We start from the raw sequence: 16,434 nt of genomic DNA on the forward strand, positions 1-16,434 counted from the left end.
GTGCTGACCAGCCGTCACGAGGCCCTGAACCAAGTCGAGGAGAGTGGAAGATGACGACATCGCCGAGATGGCGATCTGTTCTGACGCCGGCGGCCATGGCCGCCGCGCTCGCCGCAGCCGCCCTGGCGAGCGGGGGCACCGTCTACGCCGACGACCACGCGACGCCCCACCCGCCGTACCCGAGCAAGCCGGTCCACCCGGCCCACGCTCCGAAGCCGGCGTATCCGGCGAAGCCGGAGCACCCGGGGAAGCCGATGCACCCCGCAAAGCCGGAACACCCCGGCAAGCCGGCCAGGCCCGAGTACCCGGCAAAGCCCGTTCACCCGGACAAGCCCGTTCACCCGGTGAAGCCGGAGTACCCCGCGAAGCCGGTCAAGCCGGTGCACCCGGACAAGCCGGCCAAGCCCGAATACCCGGCAAAGCCCGTGAAACCGGAGTACCCCGCCAAGCCCGTGAAGCCGGAATACCCCGCCAAGCCTGTACACCCGGCCAAGCCGGTCTATCCGGCAAAGCCCGCCAAGCCTGAGTACCCGGTGAAGCCGGTCTATCCGGCAAAGCCCGCCAAGCCGGAATACCCCGCGAAGCCTGTGTACCCGGCCAAGCCGGTGAAGCCGGAATACCCGGCCAAGCCTGTCTACCCCGCGAAGCCCGTCAAGCCTGAATACCCGGCCAAGCCCGCTTACCCCGAGAAGCCTGCCTATCCGGCGAAGCCGGCCAAGCCTGAATACCCCGCCAAACCCGCGTACCCGGCCAAGCCCACGAAGCCCGAGAAGCCCGCCTACCCGGCCAAGCCGGCCAAACCCGAGTACCCGTCGAAGCCGGCGCACCCCGACAAGCCGTCGAAACCCGACTACCCGTCAAAGCCCGCACACCCCGACAAGCCGTCGAAACCCGACTACCCGTCAAAGCCCGCACACCCCGACAAGCCGTCGAAACCCGACTACCCGTCAAAGCCCGCACACCCCGACAAGCCGTCAAAGCCCGCACACCCCGACAAGCCCTCGCATCCGGACAAGCCTTCCCACCCGGAGAAGCCTTCGCACCCCGACAAGCCCTCGCACCCCGGCAAGCCTGACTACCCGTCGAAGCCCACCCACACCAAGCACCACGACAAGGACCAGTGGTAACCAGGAGCAGCTGATCCTGTCCGGTGCCGTCCGGAGTGCCGGGCCCGGTCGATCCGGGCCCGGCACTCGCCTGTCCGGCCTCGGCATTCCGCTGTCCGGGCCAGGCACTGCTTCTGTCCCGGCGGGCTGCCCCCGCTCCGGGACAGGGGCTCGATCGTGCGATGAGGCGTCCCGGCAGGCGAGGATCGCGGGGTGCCGCGGGCCGGGGTCGCCAGGGCACCCCGAGGGGCAGGGCCACGCCGCCCGGGCCGGCCGCGGGTGGCGGGTTCAGTGCGTTCGCGGGAGCTCCTGCTCGGCCCAGATGATCTTGCCCTCGGTGGTGTAGCGGGCGCCCCAGCGGTGGGCGAGCTGGGCCACCAGGAACAGGCCGCGTCCGCCCTCGTCCATGCTGCGGGCGTGGCGCAGTCGCGGGGCGGTGCTGCTGCCGTCGGCGACCTCGCAGGTCAGCCGGGAGTCGCGGAGCAGCCGTAGCCGGATGGGCGGTTCGGCGTAGCGGATGGCGTTGGTGACCAGCTCGCTGACGATCAGTTCGGTCGTCATGGCCAGTTCGCCGAACCCCCACGCCTCGACCTGGCGGGTCGCGCGGGCCCGGACCTCGGCGACGGCGGCCGGGTCCACGGGCACCTCGAAGGAGACGACGTGCTCGGCCCCCAGGGCGTGGGTGCGCGCGAGGAGCAGGGCGATGTCGTCGGGCTGCGGCGCGGGCACGACCTCGCGCACCGTGGACGTGCACAGTGCGGCCAGGTCCAGCCCCTGACGGGACAGCAGCTCGCCCAGCCGGGCCATGCCGCGTTCCATGTCGTCGTCGGCCGCCTCGACGAGGCCGTCGGTGTACAGGCCGAACAGGCTGCCCTCGGCGAGCTCTATCTCGCCGGCCTCGAACCCCATCCCGCCGAGTCCGAGCGGGGGTCCCGCCGGGGGCTCCGGGAAGGACACCTGCCCGTCGGGCGTCACGACGACCGGCGGCGGGTGCCCGGCGCGGGCCATCGTGCAGCGCCTGGTGACCGGGTCGTAGACGGCGTACAGGCAGGTCGCGCCGAGGAAGCCGGCCGTGCCCCGGTGGTCCGCCTCGGTCCCGTCCTCGGACCGCTCCTCGCTGAGCCGCAGCACCAGGTCGTCGAGGTGGGCCAGCAGTTCGTCGGGCGGCATCTCCATGTCGGCGAGGGTCTGTACGGCGGTGCGCAGCCGGCCCATGGTCGCCGCGGCGGCGATGCCGTGCCCGACGACGTCGCCGACGACGAGGCCGACCCGGGCGCCGGACAGCTGGATCACGTCGAACCAGTCGCCGCCCACGCCACCGGTCGGGTCCGCGGGCAGGTAGGAGGAAGCGACCTCCAGTGCCGTACCGCCCGTCAGGGCCTGCGGCAGCAGACTGCGCTGGAGGGTGACGGCCGCCGTGTGCTCGCGGGTGTAGCGGCGGGCGTTGTCGACGCACAGGGCCGCCCGGGCCACCAGTTCCTGGGCGACGAGGACGTCGTCGGGCTGGAACGAGATCGGGTTGAGCGACCGGATGAACGTGGCGAGGCCGAGCGCGGTGTTGCGGGCCCGCATCGGCACCGAGATGAGGGAGTGCAGACCGAACTCGCGCATGCTGGCGGCCCGTGCGGGCTGTTCGGTGACCCACAGTTCGTCGGCCGGGTCGAGGACCGGGATGAGGATCGGATCGCCCCCGATGAGCAGATCCGCGCCGTGCGGCGGCGGCACGAAGTCCACCCGCTCCCCGATCCGCGCCACGGCCTCCGGGCAGCCCTCGCGCACCGAGCTCATGCCGGCCCGGCGCATGACGGGCTTCGCGGGAGCGGGGCCCGCGTCGGTCAGCCATGCCCCGTGCCCCTCGTTGCTGAGCACGGGCTCCAGCAGGTCCACGACGACGAAGTCCGCGAACCGGGGCACGGCGAAGTCGGCCAGCTCCTGGGCCGTCCACAGCACGTCCAGGGTGGTGCCGATGCGGGTGCCCGCCTCGTTGACCAGGGACAGCAACTGGCGGGCGTTCCACCGTTCGGTGACGTCCGAGACCATGTAGCAGACCCCGGTGATCGTGCTCTCGGGGCCGGTGAGGGGGAAGAACGACGTGGAGTAGGCGTGCTGGCGGCGCGGGTCGGCCCAGCTCCAGCCGACGTACTCGTAGTCCGTGACCGGCACTCCGGTCTCCAGGACCTTGCGCATCAGGCCCTCGATGGTGTCCGCCTGGAGTCCGGGCAGCAGTTCGCTGAGGCGGCGGCCGAGCCGCTGCGCACGGGGCACGCCGCCGAAGCGTTCCAGGGTGTCGTTGAGCCAGATGTAGCGCAGCTGGGTGTCCATCACCGCCATGCCGACCGGGGCGCGGGTCAGAAAGCCGTCGAGGACGGAGTCACCGACCGCCCACTGCTGGTGCTGCTCGCGCGCCGAGATCAGGAAGCACTCCTCGGCGCCCACTCCGAAGGACGCGGAGACCCGCAGATCCACGTCGATGCGGCTGCCGTCGGAGTGCCGCAGCGGAATGTGGCCGCTCCACCCCATGCCGGCCCGGCAGCGGTCGGCGACTCCCGCCACCCGCAGCGGGTCGCCGGGCATCGCCAGCAGCCGCGCGGCGGAGGAGCCGACGATCTGCGCCGCGGGCAGGCCGAGGAGTTCCTCCGCGGCCCGGGTCCAGCCGAGCACGACGCCATGCCCCGACACCACCGCCGCCGCGTCGGTGGACGCGTCGAGGAGGGCGCGCTGTCCTGCCGACGCGGGCGCGTCGGGCTTTTCTCGGGGTACGTCCATGGGTCCTCACGCAGCGTCCCTGGATCCCGTCCTCTACACGACCATGTTCCTGCTAGTCCGCCCGATGTGCACGGGCCCACGGCACCCGTTCCCGTCCCGTGACGGTCGTGGGGTGCCCGGAGTGGGCAAGGCGCGCACGCGGAGAGAGCATGGAGGTGCCGGTCGTCGCCGCCGTGGCCCCGGGGGGCCGTGGTCGGCGGTTGTGGCCGGCCCGCGGCGGAGGAGCTGGGATGGCAGCCGAGACCTTCGAATCCGACAGTGGCGGGTACTCCCCCGTGCCGCCCCGGCCGACCGGCCTGCTCGACGTGCTGAGCGTGGCCGCGGTGGTCGTGGACGCCGAGGGGCGCGTGGTGTTCTGGACCCCGCAGGCGGAGGACCTCTTCGGGTACACCGCCGAGGAGGCGCTGGGCACGCCCGCGGCGCGGCTGTTCATCCACCCCGAACAGCTGCCGGCCGTGGTGCAGCTGTTCACGGAGGTCCTGGAGACCGGCCGCAGCTGGGCCGGCACCTTCCCGGTCCGGCACAAGGACGGCAGCACCCGGCTGACGGAGTTCCGCAACATGCGGCTGCTGGACGATCTCGGGGACGTGTACGCCCTGGGCATCGCGGCCGACCACTCGCTGCTCCAGCGTGTGGAGACGGACCTGGCGCTGTGCGAGCGGCTGATCAACCAGTCCCCGATCGGTATCGCCCTGGTCGACCCGGAGCTGCGGTTCCTGCTGGTCAACCCGGCACTGGAGCGGATCGACGGCACACCCGCGGAGGACCATGTGGGCCGTCGGCTGATGGAGACGCTGCCGATGCCCGACATCGACACGATCGTGTCCTGCCTGCGCCAGGTGCTCGCCACCGGCACCCCGCTGCTCGACCAGTACCACGTGGGCCGCCCCCCGGCCGACCCCGAGCACGAGCGCGCCTGGTCGCTGTCCTTCTACCGGCTGGAGGATCCCGGCGGGCGGGTCCTGGGCGCGGCCATCTCCTTCGTCGACGTCACCGAGCGGCACCGGGCCGCCGCCGAGGCCGACCGGGCCCGCCGGCGCCTCGCGCTGATCGCGGACGCGTCCACCCGGGTCGGCACCACGCTGGAGGTGGAGCGCACCGCGAACGAGCTGGCGGAGATCGCCACGCCCGAGCTCGCCGACGTGGTCGCCGTGGACGTGCTGGACTCGGCGCTCGCGTGCCGGCGCATGCGCCGGCCGGACAACGGCCCCGAGCTGTTCCGTGCGCTCGCGCTGAAGTCGTCGTACCCGAGTGCGGCGCTGCGCGCGGCGGACCCGCCCGGTGATCTCGCCGCCTACGACGGCGACCGGCTGGTCACGCTCTGCGTGCACACCGCCCGGCCGGTCCTGGTACGGCACGTCGGCGAGGACGACCTGCGGCGCATCGCCCGGGACCCCGAGGCGACCAGTCTGCTGGCGCGGGCCGGCGTGCACTCCTACATGGCGGTGCCGCTGATCGCGCACGGCGAGGTGCTGGGCGCCCTCGACCTCAAGCGGACCCGCAACCCGGTGCCGTTCGACGAGGACGACGTCGTCCTCGCGAGCGAGCTGGCCAGCCGGGCCGCCGTCGCCATCGACAACGCCCGCTGGTTCCAGAGCGTGCGCAACACCGCCCTCACCCTCCAGCGCAGCCTGCTGCCGGACCATCCGCCGCACCACACCGGCCTCGAGATCGCCTACCGCTACCAGCCCGCGCAGGCCACCAGCGAGGTCGGCGGCGACTGGTACGACGTCATCCCGCTGGAGGACGACAAGACCACGCTGGTCGTCGGTGACGTCATGGGCAACGGCATCGACGCCGCCGCGACCATGGGCCGGCTGCGCACCGCGACCTGTGCCTACGCCGACCTCGATCTCGATCCGGGGGCCGTGCTGCGGCACCTGGACAAGATCACCTGCGATCTGGAGCACTACATCGTCACCTGCCTGTACGCGGTGTTCGACCCACGCACCCGGCGCTGCCACATCGCCAACGCCGGACACATGCCGCCCGCGCTGGCACGTCCCGGAGAGCGGCCGGAGCTGCTCGAACTGCCCGCCGGCGCCCCGCTCGGCGTCGGCGGCATCCCGTTCCGGACCACCAGCGTCGAGCTCGGCCCCGGCGATCTGCTGGTCCTGTACACCGACGGCCTGGTCGAGACCCGGGCCCACTCGATCGACGACCGGCTCAACGTCCTGCTCGGCTTCCTCGACGAACCCCGCAGGCCCCTGGAGGAGACCTGCGACCTCCTGCTGTACGGCCTGCGCCATCCCGACGACCACGACGACGTCGCGCTGCTCGTCGCCCGGGTGCTGTAGCCGCGCACGGCCCCGAGCCTGCGGTGCTGTAGGCCCGCGCGGCCCACCACTCCCAGCACTGCAGACCCGCACAGCCCGCCGCTCTCGGTGCTGTGGGCGCGCGCCACCCGGCCCCGCCTTGCCCCCGCCGGGCGCCCGGCGCACGCTGGTTCCTATGGGTGTCAGTGACGGCCCCACGCTCATCGGCTCGGTGCAGCGCGCCTTCCGGCTGCTGGAGGCGATGAGCGCGCACGAGAACGGCGCGCCCGCGAAGCAGCTGGCACGGGAGACGGGCCTGCCCTTGGCCACGGCGTACCACCTGCTGCGGACGCTGGTCCACGACGGCTATGTGCGCAAGCTCCCCGACGGCGGGTTCATTCTGGGCGAGCGGCTCCAGACACTGCACACCACGGGTCGGGCGCAGGCACTGCTCAGCCGGATCCGGCCCGCGCTGGCCGCGCTCCGTGACGAGCTGTCCAGCGCCGCCTACCTCACCTTCTACGAGGAGGGCGAGATCCGGGTGGCCGAGATCGTCGACGGTCCGCGCGCCCCCCGCGTCGATCTCTGGGTGGGCTTCGAGGACGCGGGGCACGCCACGGCGCTCGGCAAGTCCGTGCTGCGGGAGCTGGACGAGGAGGCGCGCAAGGAGTACCTGTCCCGGCACCAGCTCGCCGATCTCACGCCGCGGACCATCACCGACCGCCCCGAACTGCTCAGACGGCTCGACTCCTCGCCCCTGGCCCCGGCGGTCACGGACATGGAGGAGTACGCCCTCGGCACGGTCTGTGTCGCGGTGCCGGTGTACAGCGGGAACACGCTCGGCTCGCTCGGCGTCTCACTGCGGGCCGACCGTCGCTCGCGGCTGGAGGAGGTCACGGCACGGCTGATCCCGACCGCGGACCGGGTGACCAGGGGCCTGTCGCTCACTATCTGAAATCCCGGTGCTTGTCCGATACGGGGTCCAACCCGTTTCCTGAATAAACCGGACATTTCATTGGGCGTACGCCCCTGCGCACAAGTGAGGACAGCAGACAAGCGATGAGCAAGGCTCCTGATCACGACCCCGACCACTGGCCGAGGCGAATGGTCGCCGCCACGCCCGTACTGCCCATTCTGATCGTCTGCGGTCTCGTGCTCGTCGACCTCGCGGGCGGCTCGGGGGTGACCTGGGTGCCGCTGCTCGCCACGGGCCCCGCGCTCGCCGCCGCCACCGGCGGGCCGCGCGGTGTCCTCTGCGTGGGGCTGCTGTCGGCCGCGCTGGGGATGGCCCTCGGTGTGCGGGGCGGTGCCGCGGACAGCGAGCTGGTGGTCGCGCTGGCGTCCCTGCTGGTGATCACGGCGGCGTGTGCCGCGACCAGCACGTTGCGCATCCGGCGCGAGCGGGTGCTGGCGGCGGTGCGCTCGGTCGCCGAGGCCGCGCAGCACGCGCTTCTGCAGCCGGTTCCGGCGACGGTCGGACCGTTCCAGGTGGCCGTGCGCTACAGCGCCGCCGCGGCCGAGGCCCGCATCGGCGGGGATCTGTACGCGCTGGTGTCGACGCCGCACGGGGTCCGGCTGATCGTCGGTGACGTGCGGGGCAAGGGGCTGCCTGCGGTGAGCACGGCGGCGCTGGTGGTCGGCGTGTTCCGCGAGGCCGCCCATGACGAGCCCGATCTGCTGGACGTGGTCGCCAGGATCGAGCGGAGCCTGGCGCGCAACCTGGGCAGCGACGACTTCGTCACCGCCGTGGTCGCCGGGTATCCCCGCGCCGGGCAGCTGGAGGTCGTCAACTGCGGGCACGCGCCGCCGCTGCTGGTGCGGGACTCCGTCGTCGTACCGGTGGAGCCGGACCGTCCCGCGCCGCCGCTCGGTCTGCGCAGCCTGTCGGGCGAGGCGCCCACGCTGCACGTGCTGCCCTTCACCGACGGGGACCAGTTGCTGCTGTACACCGACGGCGTCACCGAGGCCCGCAACCGCGACCGCGAGTTCTACCCGCTCGCCGAGGGGCTGGCCCGGCACACCTGCGACGAGCCCGTGGACACCGTCACCGCGCTGCACGGCGAGCTCCAGGACCACGTCGGCGGCCGGCTGCACGACGACGCGGCCCTGCTGCTGCTCCGCATGCCCGCCACGGCCGGAGCGTCGGCCGCGGCCGAGCCGTCGGGTGCCGGGTGCGTGGAGTCGTGCCCGTCGTAGGTCCGCCGGCGCCCCCGGGTCCGCGGTTGCGCCGACGGCTCCTGGCGGGCCGCGCGGCTTCCCTTGTCAAGCACCGTGCCCGCCTCGTGGAACGGTGTTAGAAATGATGCATGGCCGGATTCCTCGGCCGCCTGCGCCCGCTGTTGAGCGCGCGTACCGTGGCCAGGCAGGTCTTCGTGCTGCAGGCGGCCATCGTCGTGCTCCTCGTGGTGGCCGCCGTGGTGGCTCTGGTGCTCCAGGTGCGCACCGACACCAGGCGGGAGGCGGGCAACCGGTCCCTCGCCGTCGCCGAGTCCTTCGCGAACGCGCCGGGCATCGAAGACGCCCTGTCGAGCCCTGACCCCAGCGCGGTGCTCCAGCCCCGCGCCGAGGCGGCGCGCAAGGCCACCGACGTGGACTTCATCGTCGTGATGACCAAGGACGGGATCCGCTACACCCACCCCAACCCCGACCGGATCGGCCAGCACTTCATCGGCACCATCGCCCCGGCCGCGGCGGGCGGGATCGTCCGGGAGACGTACACCGGCACCCTGGGTCCGTCCGTGCGGGCCGTGGTTCCCGTGGCCGACGACAACGGCAAGGTCGTCGCCCTGGTCGCCGCGGGGGTGACGCTGGACAGCGTCGGCGGGGTCGTGGAACACCAGCTGCCCACGCTGCTCGGCTCGGCGGCCGCCGCGCTCGCCCTCGCCACCGCCGGGACCGCGCTGGTCAGCCGTCGGCTGCTGCGGCAGACGCACGGGCTGGGACCCGAAGAGATGACGCGGATGTACGAGCATCACGACGCGGTCCTGCACTCCGTGCGGGAAGGCGTGCTGATCATGGACGACCGGCGCCGGCTGGCGCTGGCGAACGACGAGGCGCGTCGGCTGCTCGGACTGACCGCGGACGCGGAGGGGCGGCCCTGTGTCTCCCTCGGTATCGGCAACGACCTGGCCCGGCTGTTCGCCTCCGGGCGGGACGCCACCGACGAGGTGCATCTGACGCAGGGCCGGCTGCTCGCGGTCAGCCAGCGCTCGACCGACCGGGACGGCGGGCCGCCCGGCAGCGTGGCGACGCTGCGGGACACCACCGAGCTGCGCACGCTGACAGGCCGGGCGGACGTGGCGCAGGAGCGGTTGAAGCTGCTGTACGACGCCGGGCTCGAGATCGGCACCACCCTCGACGTCACCCGCACCTCGCAGGAGCTGACCGACTTCGCGGTGCCGCGGTTCGCCGACTTCGTCTCCGTCGACCTCTCGGATCCGGTGCTGCGCGGCGAGGAGCCGAAGGAGGGCCGCGCCGACATGCGCCGGGTGGCGTTCCAGGGCGTTCGGGACGACAGCCCGCTCTATCCCATCGGCAAGCTGATCCACTTCGCCCCCGGCACGCCGCAGGCGTTCGGGTTCGGTACGGGCGAGTCGGTGCTGGAGACGGACCTGCCCGCCTTCGCGGGCTGGCACGAGCAGGATCCCGCGCACGCCCGCACGCTCGTGCGCTACGGGCTCCACGCGATGCTCACGGTCCCGCTGCGGGCCCGGGGCGTCATCATGGGCATGGCCACCTTCTGGCGCGCCGACCGGCCCGAGGCCTTCGAGCGCGAGGACGTCTCCCTCGCCGAGGAGTTGGTGGCGCGGGCCGCCGTCAGCATCGACAACGCCCGCCGCTACACCCGGGAGCACACCCTGTCGGTGACGCTGCAACGCAGTCTGCTGCCGCGGGCGCTGCCCGGGCAGAGCGCGCTCGACGTGGCCTACCGCTACCTGCCGGCACAGGCGGCGCAGGGCGGGGTCGGCGGGGACTGGTTCGACGTCATCCCGCTGCCGGGCGCGCGGGTGGCGCTGGTCGTCGGTGACGTCGTGGGCCACGGGCTGCACGCGGCGGCGACGATGGGCCGGCTGCGCACCGCGGTCGACAACTTCTCCACGCTGGACCTGCCGCCCGACGAACTCCTCGGCCATCTGGACGAGTTGGTGGCCCGCATCGACCAGGACGAGGGCGAGGGCGATGAGGAGGTGGCGCCGATCACCGGGGCGACCTGTCTGTACGCGGTGTACGACCCGTCCACCGGGCTGTGCGCCCTCTCCCGCGCCGGCCACCTCGAACCGGCGCTCGTGCACCCGGACGGCGAGGTCGAGTTCCTGACCGTGCCCGGCGGGGCGCCGCTGGGCCTGGGCGGCAGCATGCCCTTCGAGGCGACCGAGGTGCGGCTGCCCGAGGGCAGCGGGCTGGTGCTGTACACGGACGGGCTGGTCGAGGACCAGGGCCGCGACATCGACGAGGGCCTGGAGCGGCTGCGCGACGCGCTCGCCGCGACGCCCCCGACGCGGGGCCGGGGGCCGGAGGAGACGTGCAAGGCGGTCCTGGAGGCCATGCTTCCCGAGCGTCCCCGCGACGACGTCGCCCTCGTCGTCGCCCGGACCCGGCTGCTGCCCTCCGACCGCACGGCCTCCTGGGACGTCCCGCCCGACCCCTCCGCCGTGGCCCGGGTACGGGCGGCCGCGGTCCGCACGCTGGAGGAGTGGGGGCTGGCGGAGGAGGCGTTCACCACCGAGCTGATCCTGAGCGAGCTGGTCACCAACGCCCTGCGCCACGCCACCGGCCCGATCCGGGTCCGTCTGATCCGCGACCTCATGCTGATCTGCGAGGTCTCCGACGGCAGCAGCACCGCCCCGCACCTGCGCAGCGCGGCCACCACCGACGAGGGCGGCCGGGGCCTGTTCCTGGTGGCCCAGTTCGCCGAGCGCTGGGGCACCCGTTACACGGCGGACGGCAAGGTGATCTGGACGGAACAGCCGCTGCCGCGGGGGCGGTGACCGCCCGCACGGCAGAGCTGTGACGGGCGATACGGCGGGGTGCGCTCAGGTCGCCCGGCGGTTGCGCGGCTCCGGTACGCCGGCCGTGTGGTGGAACAGCACGACGCGGAGCGTCTCTTCACCCACGCCCGGCACCCCTGCACACGCGGCCTGCTCGCCCGCTCCCCCGAACTCGCCACCACCGTGCGCGCGTTGGAGCCGATCTCGGTCGGCGGCCATCCCTGTCCGACGCGTTCACCGGCTGCCCGATCGCGGGGCGCAACCCGATCGCGGGGCGCCGCCCGATCGCGGGCCCGGCTGCTGACCTACCGGGCCGCCCTCGCCGTTGACCGGCGTCCGGCGGCCGGGCAGGCCCGATCGCGGGGCACCGCCCGATCGCGGGGCACCGCCCGCACGCCGAGCCGGAGTGCGCCACCTGGATCCCGGAGCCGCTGCCGCTGCCGTTGCCGGGCGGCGGGACGATGGCGTGCCGACGGCTGACCGACCTCCCGGACGAGCTGTCGCTCACCTCCGCCCTGGCCAAGAGGAGCCCCGCATGACCGCGTCGTCCGGCGCATCACCGACGAGACGGTGGTGACGCGCCGCGGCACGGTGGTCGAGCAGGGCGACGGACAGGGTGCTGGACGCGCCCGAAGACCCGTACACCCGCGTCCTGTTGGCCTCCGTCCCGCGCCGCGGCCGGGATCCGGCTGACGTGGCGCGGGCAGGGCGATCGCCTGGACGAGGCAGGCCGGCAAACAAACGGAACGCGCAGTTCAGAGGCTATGAACAGCCTCTATACATAGCATGTATACTCGCCATGTATAGTCACGACATGCCTTCTCTGACCAAGAAGATGAAAAAGCCATGGGCCTGGTTGTGTGCCGCCGCCGTTCTGGTGGCGGCCGCTTCCTTGGTGGCGTTCAGTCAGTACGTGCGCCTGGAGACCACTTCGCCCAGCGCTGCACGGGCCCAGGCCGCGCCCACCGCCGGCACCCTCTCCGGCGGCGTCGACTGCCGCGAGGCCAAATGCGTCGCGCTGACCTTCGACGCCGGGCCGAGCGAACACTCCGCGCGTCTGCTTGACATCCTCAAGGAGGAGAAGGTCCCGGCGACCTTCTTCCTCCTGGGCAAGCGGCACATCGAGAAGTACCCGGAGCTCGTGGAGCGGATGGCCGACGAGGGTCACGAGGTGGCCAACCACACCTGGGACCACAAGAGGCTCACGGAGCTGGAACCCGACGCGATACGCGACGAGATAGAGCGCCCCAACAAGGCGATAGAGCAACTCATCGGACGGCGCCCGACGCTGATGCGCCCGCCTCAGGGCCGTACCGACGACACGGTGCACGACATCTGCCGCGAGCTGGGCATGTCCGAGGTCCTGTGGAGCGTGACCGCCAAGGACTACAAGACCGACGACTCCGAGCTCATAGAGCAGCGTGTCCTCGACCAGACCGACCGCGACGGCATCATCCTGCTGCACGACATCTACGACGGGACCGTGCCGGCGGTGCCCGGAATCATCGACGCGCTGAAGGACCGCGGGTTCGTGTTCGTGACGGTTCCGCAGCTGCTCGCGCCGGGGAAGGCGGAGCCGGGGAAGGTGTACCGGTGAGGCGCCGCGCATGACGATCGACGTCTGCGAGCCGAGGCGCGGCCGGGCCCCTTGTACACCCCGTGTACGCCACGCGCATCCACCGGATGACGGTGCTGTGACCAGCCCTGATCGCACAGCACGGTTTACGTAGGATCACTCCGTGGCGAACTTCTCCCTCGAACGCACGGTTCCGCTCCCTCTCACCGAGGCGTGGCGCCGCCTGACGGAGTGGCCCCGCCACGCCGATGTCGTCCCCCTGACCCGCATCCGGGTCGTCACCCCGGCCCCGACGCACGAGGGCACACGCTTCGTCGCCCGCTCCGGCCTCGGCCCTCTCTCCTTCGACGACCCGATGGAGGTGACGGTCTGGCAGCCCCCGTCCGACGACGACACGCCCGGTGTGTGCCGCCTGGAGAAGCGGGGCCGGGTGATGAGCGGCTGGGCCGAGATCGAGGTGCGTCCCGGGCCGGGCGGGCGGGCACGGGTGGTGTGGCGGGAGGAGCTGCGGGTGCGGTTCGTGCCGGGGGCGCTGGACGGGGTGGTGGAGCGTACGGCCCGCTTCGTGTTCGGGCGGGCCGTGAATCGGTTGCTCAGACGGGCGTGACGGCCCTTCGGCCGGACGCGTCCGGTACGGGTCGATGCGCAGGTGAGGCCCGCGGACGGCCGTGCCAGTGCCGAGCAGGGCGACACCCCCGGTCTCGCCGAGGTTCTCGTCGCCGGCATCGCCGCGCACACGACCCGGGACGCCGACGGCGCCCGCTGGTCCGACGTCGAGCACCGGCCACCCCGAGCGAGCCGGAACCGCGGACCGGGTGGGCGATGGGCATCACGGGCAGCGTGCGGGAACTCCTGCGCCACGTACGGATCTCACGGGTCGGCGCCCCGGACTACGCCTTCGCCCGGCCCGACCAGCCGGCGCCGTGGACTCAGGCCACCGACCCGATCCGGCCCGCCGGATCGGACGTGGACACCGCGTCGTGATGGATCGGCGTGTGCGCGCCGGTCAGTGAGACACCGCTGCCGCCACGCCGGCCGGCGACGATCTCCGAGGCGATCGACAGGGCCGTCTCCTCGGGCGTACGGGCGCCGAGGTCGAGGCCGATCGGTGAGCGGAGCCGGGCCAGCTCCAGTTCGGTGACGCCGACCTGCCTGAGCCGCTCGTTGCGGTCCAGGTGGGTGCGGCGCGAGCCCATCGCGCCCACGTACGCCACCGGCAGCCGCAGCGCCAGCCGGAGCAGCGGGACGTCGAACTTGGCGTCGTGGGTGAGCACGCACAGGACCGTGCGCGCGTCCACCTCGGTGCGCTCCAGGTACTTGTGCGGCCACTCCACGACGATCTCGTCCGCCTCCGGGAAGCGGGTCCTCGTCGCGAAGACCGGCCGGGCGTCGCACACCGTCACGTGGTAGTTCAGGAACTTGCCGATCCGCACGAGCGCCGACGCGAAGTCGATCGCGCCGAAGACGATCATGCGGGGTGCGGGGACGGAGGACTCGACCAGGACGGTGAGCGGGGAGCCGCAGCGCGAGCCCTGTTCGCCGATCTCCAGGGTGCCCGTGCGGCCCGCGTCCAGGAACGCGCCCGCCTCCGCGGCGACCGTGCGGTCCAGTTCGGGATGGCCGCCGTAGCCGCCGTCGTAGCCGCCGTCGGGACGGACCAGCAGCGCGCGGCCCATCAGGTCCGGGGGGCCGGAGACGACCCGGGCGACCGCCGCCGCCTCGCCGGCCGACGCCGCGGCCAGGGCCGCCGCCAGCACCGGGCGGGCCGGGTCCTGCGTCCGTACCGGGGTGACGAGGATGTCGATGATGCCCCCGCACGTCAGTCCGACGGCGAAGGCGTCCTCGTCGCTGTAGCCGAAGCGCTCCAGGACCGTCTCGCCGTCCTGGAGGGCCTGTTGGCACAGTTCGTAGACCGCGCCCTCCACACAGCCGCCGGAGACCGAGCCGATCGCCGTGCCGTCGGCGTCCACCGCGAGTGCGGCGCCGGGCCGGCGCGGTGCGCTGCCGCCGACCGCCACCACGGTGGCCACGGCGAAGTCGCGTCCCTGCTCGACCCACCGGTGCAGCTCTTCGGCGATGTCCAGCATCTGTCGGTCTCCTTAAAGCGGTTGTGTGGAGGGCGGTACGCGCACGGCTAGTGCACGCCCATCCAGCTCTCAATGGGATTGAGGGCGAAATAGACGATGAAGATGCCTGTCAGGGCCCACATGAACGCCCCGATCTCCCGCGCCTTGCCCTGAGCGATCTTGATGGCGACGTACGAGATGACACCGGCGGCGACACCGGCCGTGATCGAGTACGTGAACGGCATGATCACCACGGTGAGGAACACCGGGATCGCGGTGGCCCGGTCGGCCCAGTCCACGTGGCGGGCGTTCATCATCATCATGCCGCCGATGACCACCAGGGCCGCCGCCGCGACCTCGCCCGGCACGATCGCCGTGAGCGGGGTGAAGAAGAGGCAGGCCGCGAAGAACAGGCCGGTGACGACCGAGGACAGCCCCGTACGGGCACCCTCGCCGACGCCGGTCGCCGACTCGACGAACACCGTCTGCCCGGACGCGCCGGACACACCGCCGATCGCGCCGCCGGCGCCGTCGATGAACAGCGCCTTCGACAGGCCCGGCATCCGGCCCTTGTCGTCGGCGAGCTTGGCCTCGGTGCCGACGCCGATGATGGTGGCCATCGCGTCGAAGAAGCCGGCGAGCACCAGGGTGAACACGATCATGCCGACGGTCATCGCGCCGACCTCGCCCCAGCCGCCGAACTCGACGTTGCCGAAGATCGAGAAGTCCGGCATGGACACCGCGCTGCCGTGGAGTTCGGGAGCGCCGCTGGCCCACTGCTTGGGGTCGATGGCGCCGGCCGCGTTGAGAACGACGGCGACCACGGTGCCGCCGACGATACCGATCAGGATCGCGCCGGGGATGCCGCGCGCCTGGAGCATGAAGATCACGAGCAGCGTGGCGGCGAAGAGCAGGACCGGCCAGCCGGCCAGTTCGCCGGTCGGGCCGAGGCTGAGCGGGGTCGCCTTGCCCTGGTGCACGAAACCGGCCTTCACCAGGCCGATCAGCGCGACGAACAGGCCGATGCCCATGGTGATGGCGTGCTTGAGCGCGAGCGGGATCGCGTTCATGATCATCTCGCGCAGGCCGGTGACGACCAGCAGCATGATGACCACGCCGTACATCACGCACATGCCCATGGCCTGCGGCCAGGTCATCTGCGGGGCGACCTGCGAGGCGAGGACGCCGGAGACGGAGAGGCCGGCGGCGAGGGCGAGCGGCACCTTGCCGAAGAAGCCCATCAGCAGCGTGCTGATGGCGGCCGCGAACGCGGTTGCGGTGATCAGTGCCTTCTGGGCGAGAGTGTCGCCGACCGCGTCCTTGCCGGACAGGATCAGCGGGTTGAGCAGGAGGATGTACGCCATCGCCATGAAGGTCGTGACGCCGCCGCGCACCTCACGCGCGACCGTGGATTCTCTCTTGGTTATGTGAAAGTACCGGTCGAGCCAGGACCTGCCGGCCGGGACGCGGGTGCCTTCTCCCGCGTCTTCGGCTGTGGTCGCCGACTCCAGTGACTGCTGGGTCATGTGGGCCTACTCCCAAGGTTCAAAGGGGCACCCGCGGGTTGCCTTCGGCGATGTGCGGGATTTGGGGAGGTGCACGACCCGGGGGACGGCCCGAGACGAACATCGGGGGGCCTGGGGGGGAGAAGTCCCCCCCAGAAAAGGAACCAGGTTC

At 72.4% G+C, this 16,434-nt stretch carries 10 protein-coding genes; 7 read left to right on the forward strand and 3 right to left on the reverse strand.

Annotated features, from left to right (window positions below; genetic code table 11):
* The first annotated feature begins 50 nt into the window (after positions 1-50).
* The gene (locus AC3ETA_RS45020; protein ID WP_432198677.1) at positions 51-1,127 is read left to right on the forward strand and encodes a hypothetical protein; all 1,077 of its coding nucleotides are present in this window, start codon (positions 51-53) and stop codon (positions 1,125-1,127) included.
* A gap of 267 nt (positions 1,128-1,394) precedes the next feature.
* On the opposite strand, the gene AC3ETA_RS45025 is transcribed toward AC3ETA_RS45020, so the two are convergent.
* On the reverse strand, positions 1,395-3,872 hold the full coding sequence (locus AC3ETA_RS45025) for a SpoIIE family protein phosphatase (protein WP_432198678.1): 2,478 nt from the start codon (positions 3,870-3,872) through the stop codon (positions 1,395-1,397).
* Between the two features lie 230 nt (positions 3,873-4,102).
* Between AC3ETA_RS45025 and AC3ETA_RS45030 the strand changes: the two genes are divergently transcribed.
* The 6 genes from AC3ETA_RS45030 (at position 4,103) to AC3ETA_RS45055 (ending at position 13,298) form a co-directional block, all read left to right on the forward strand.
* The gene (locus tag AC3ETA_RS45030; protein ID WP_432198679.1) at positions 4,103-6,169 is read left to right on the forward strand and encodes a SpoIIE family protein phosphatase; all 2,067 of its coding nucleotides are present in this window, start codon (positions 4,103-4,105) and stop codon (positions 6,167-6,169) included.
* Positions 6,170-6,323: 154 nt separating this feature from the next.
* Positions 6,324-7,082 (forward strand): IclR family transcriptional regulator, encoded by a 759-nt coding sequence (locus AC3ETA_RS45035; protein ID WP_432198680.1) that lies wholly within the window; start codon positions 6,324-6,326, stop codon positions 7,080-7,082.
* Between the two features lie 104 nt (positions 7,083-7,186).
* Positions 7,187-8,323, forward strand: coding sequence for a PP2C family protein-serine/threonine phosphatase (locus AC3ETA_RS45040; RefSeq protein WP_432198681.1), 1,137 nt, complete (start codon positions 7,187-7,189; stop codon positions 8,321-8,323).
* A 110-nt stretch (positions 8,324-8,433) separates the two neighbouring features.
* A complete protein-coding gene (locus AC3ETA_RS45045) occupies positions 8,434-11,115 on the forward strand; it encodes a SpoIIE family protein phosphatase (protein WP_432198682.1) in 2,682 nt (893 codons plus the stop codon).
* An 814-nt stretch (positions 11,116-11,929) separates the two neighbouring features.
* Positions 11,930-12,712, forward strand: coding sequence for a polysaccharide deacetylase family protein (locus tag AC3ETA_RS45050; RefSeq protein ID WP_432198683.1), 783 nt, complete (start codon positions 11,930-11,932; stop codon positions 12,710-12,712).
* A 142-nt stretch (positions 12,713-12,854) separates the two neighbouring features.
* Positions 12,855-13,298, forward strand: a complete 444-nt coding sequence (locus tag AC3ETA_RS45055; RefSeq protein WP_432198684.1) for an SRPBCC family protein — start codon at positions 12,855-12,857, stop codon at positions 13,296-13,298.
* A 322-nt stretch (positions 13,299-13,620) separates the two neighbouring features.
* On the opposite strand, the gene AC3ETA_RS45060 is transcribed toward AC3ETA_RS45055, so the two are convergent.
* Positions 13,621-14,778 (reverse strand): XdhC family protein, encoded by a 1,158-nt coding sequence (locus AC3ETA_RS45060; RefSeq protein WP_432198685.1) that lies wholly within the window; start codon positions 14,776-14,778, stop codon positions 13,621-13,623.
* A gap of 47 nt (positions 14,779-14,825) precedes the next feature.
* A complete protein-coding gene (locus tag AC3ETA_RS45065; RefSeq protein WP_432198686.1) occupies positions 14,826-16,283 on the reverse strand; it encodes an NCS2 family permease in 1,458 nt (485 codons plus the stop codon).
* Between the last annotated feature and the right edge of the window lie 151 nt (positions 16,284-16,434).

Source organism: Streptomyces sp. bgisy027, from assembly GCF_057710365.1.

Bases quoted from the DNA above. Each gene is read 5' to 3' on its own strand.
- AC3ETA_RS45020 (WP_432198677.1), top strand. From the start codon at position 51: ATGACGACATCGCCGAGATGGCGATCTGTTCTGACGCCGGCGGCCATG.
- AC3ETA_RS45025 (WP_432198678.1), bottom strand. From the start codon at position 3,872: ATGGACGTACCCCGAGAAAAGCCCGACGCGCCCGCGTCGGCAGGACAG.
- AC3ETA_RS45030 (WP_432198679.1), top strand. From the start codon at position 4,103: ATGGCAGCCGAGACCTTCGAATCCGACAGTGGCGGGTACTCCCCCGTG.
- AC3ETA_RS45035 (WP_432198680.1), top strand. From the start codon at position 6,324: ATGGGTGTCAGTGACGGCCCCACGCTCATCGGCTCGGTGCAGCGCGCC.
- AC3ETA_RS45040 (WP_432198681.1), top strand. From the start codon at position 7,187: ATGAGCAAGGCTCCTGATCACGACCCCGACCACTGGCCGAGGCGAATG.
- AC3ETA_RS45045 (WP_432198682.1), top strand. From the start codon at position 8,434: ATGGCCGGATTCCTCGGCCGCCTGCGCCCGCTGTTGAGCGCGCGTACC.
- AC3ETA_RS45050 (WP_432198683.1), top strand. From the start codon at position 11,930: ATGCCTTCTCTGACCAAGAAGATGAAAAAGCCATGGGCCTGGTTGTGT.
- AC3ETA_RS45060 (WP_432198685.1), bottom strand. From the start codon at position 14,778: ATGCTGGACATCGCCGAAGAGCTGCACCGGTGGGTCGAGCAGGGACGC.
- AC3ETA_RS45065 (WP_432198686.1), bottom strand. From the start codon at position 16,283: ATGACCCAGCAGTCACTGGAGTCGGCGACCACAGCCGAAGACGCGGGA.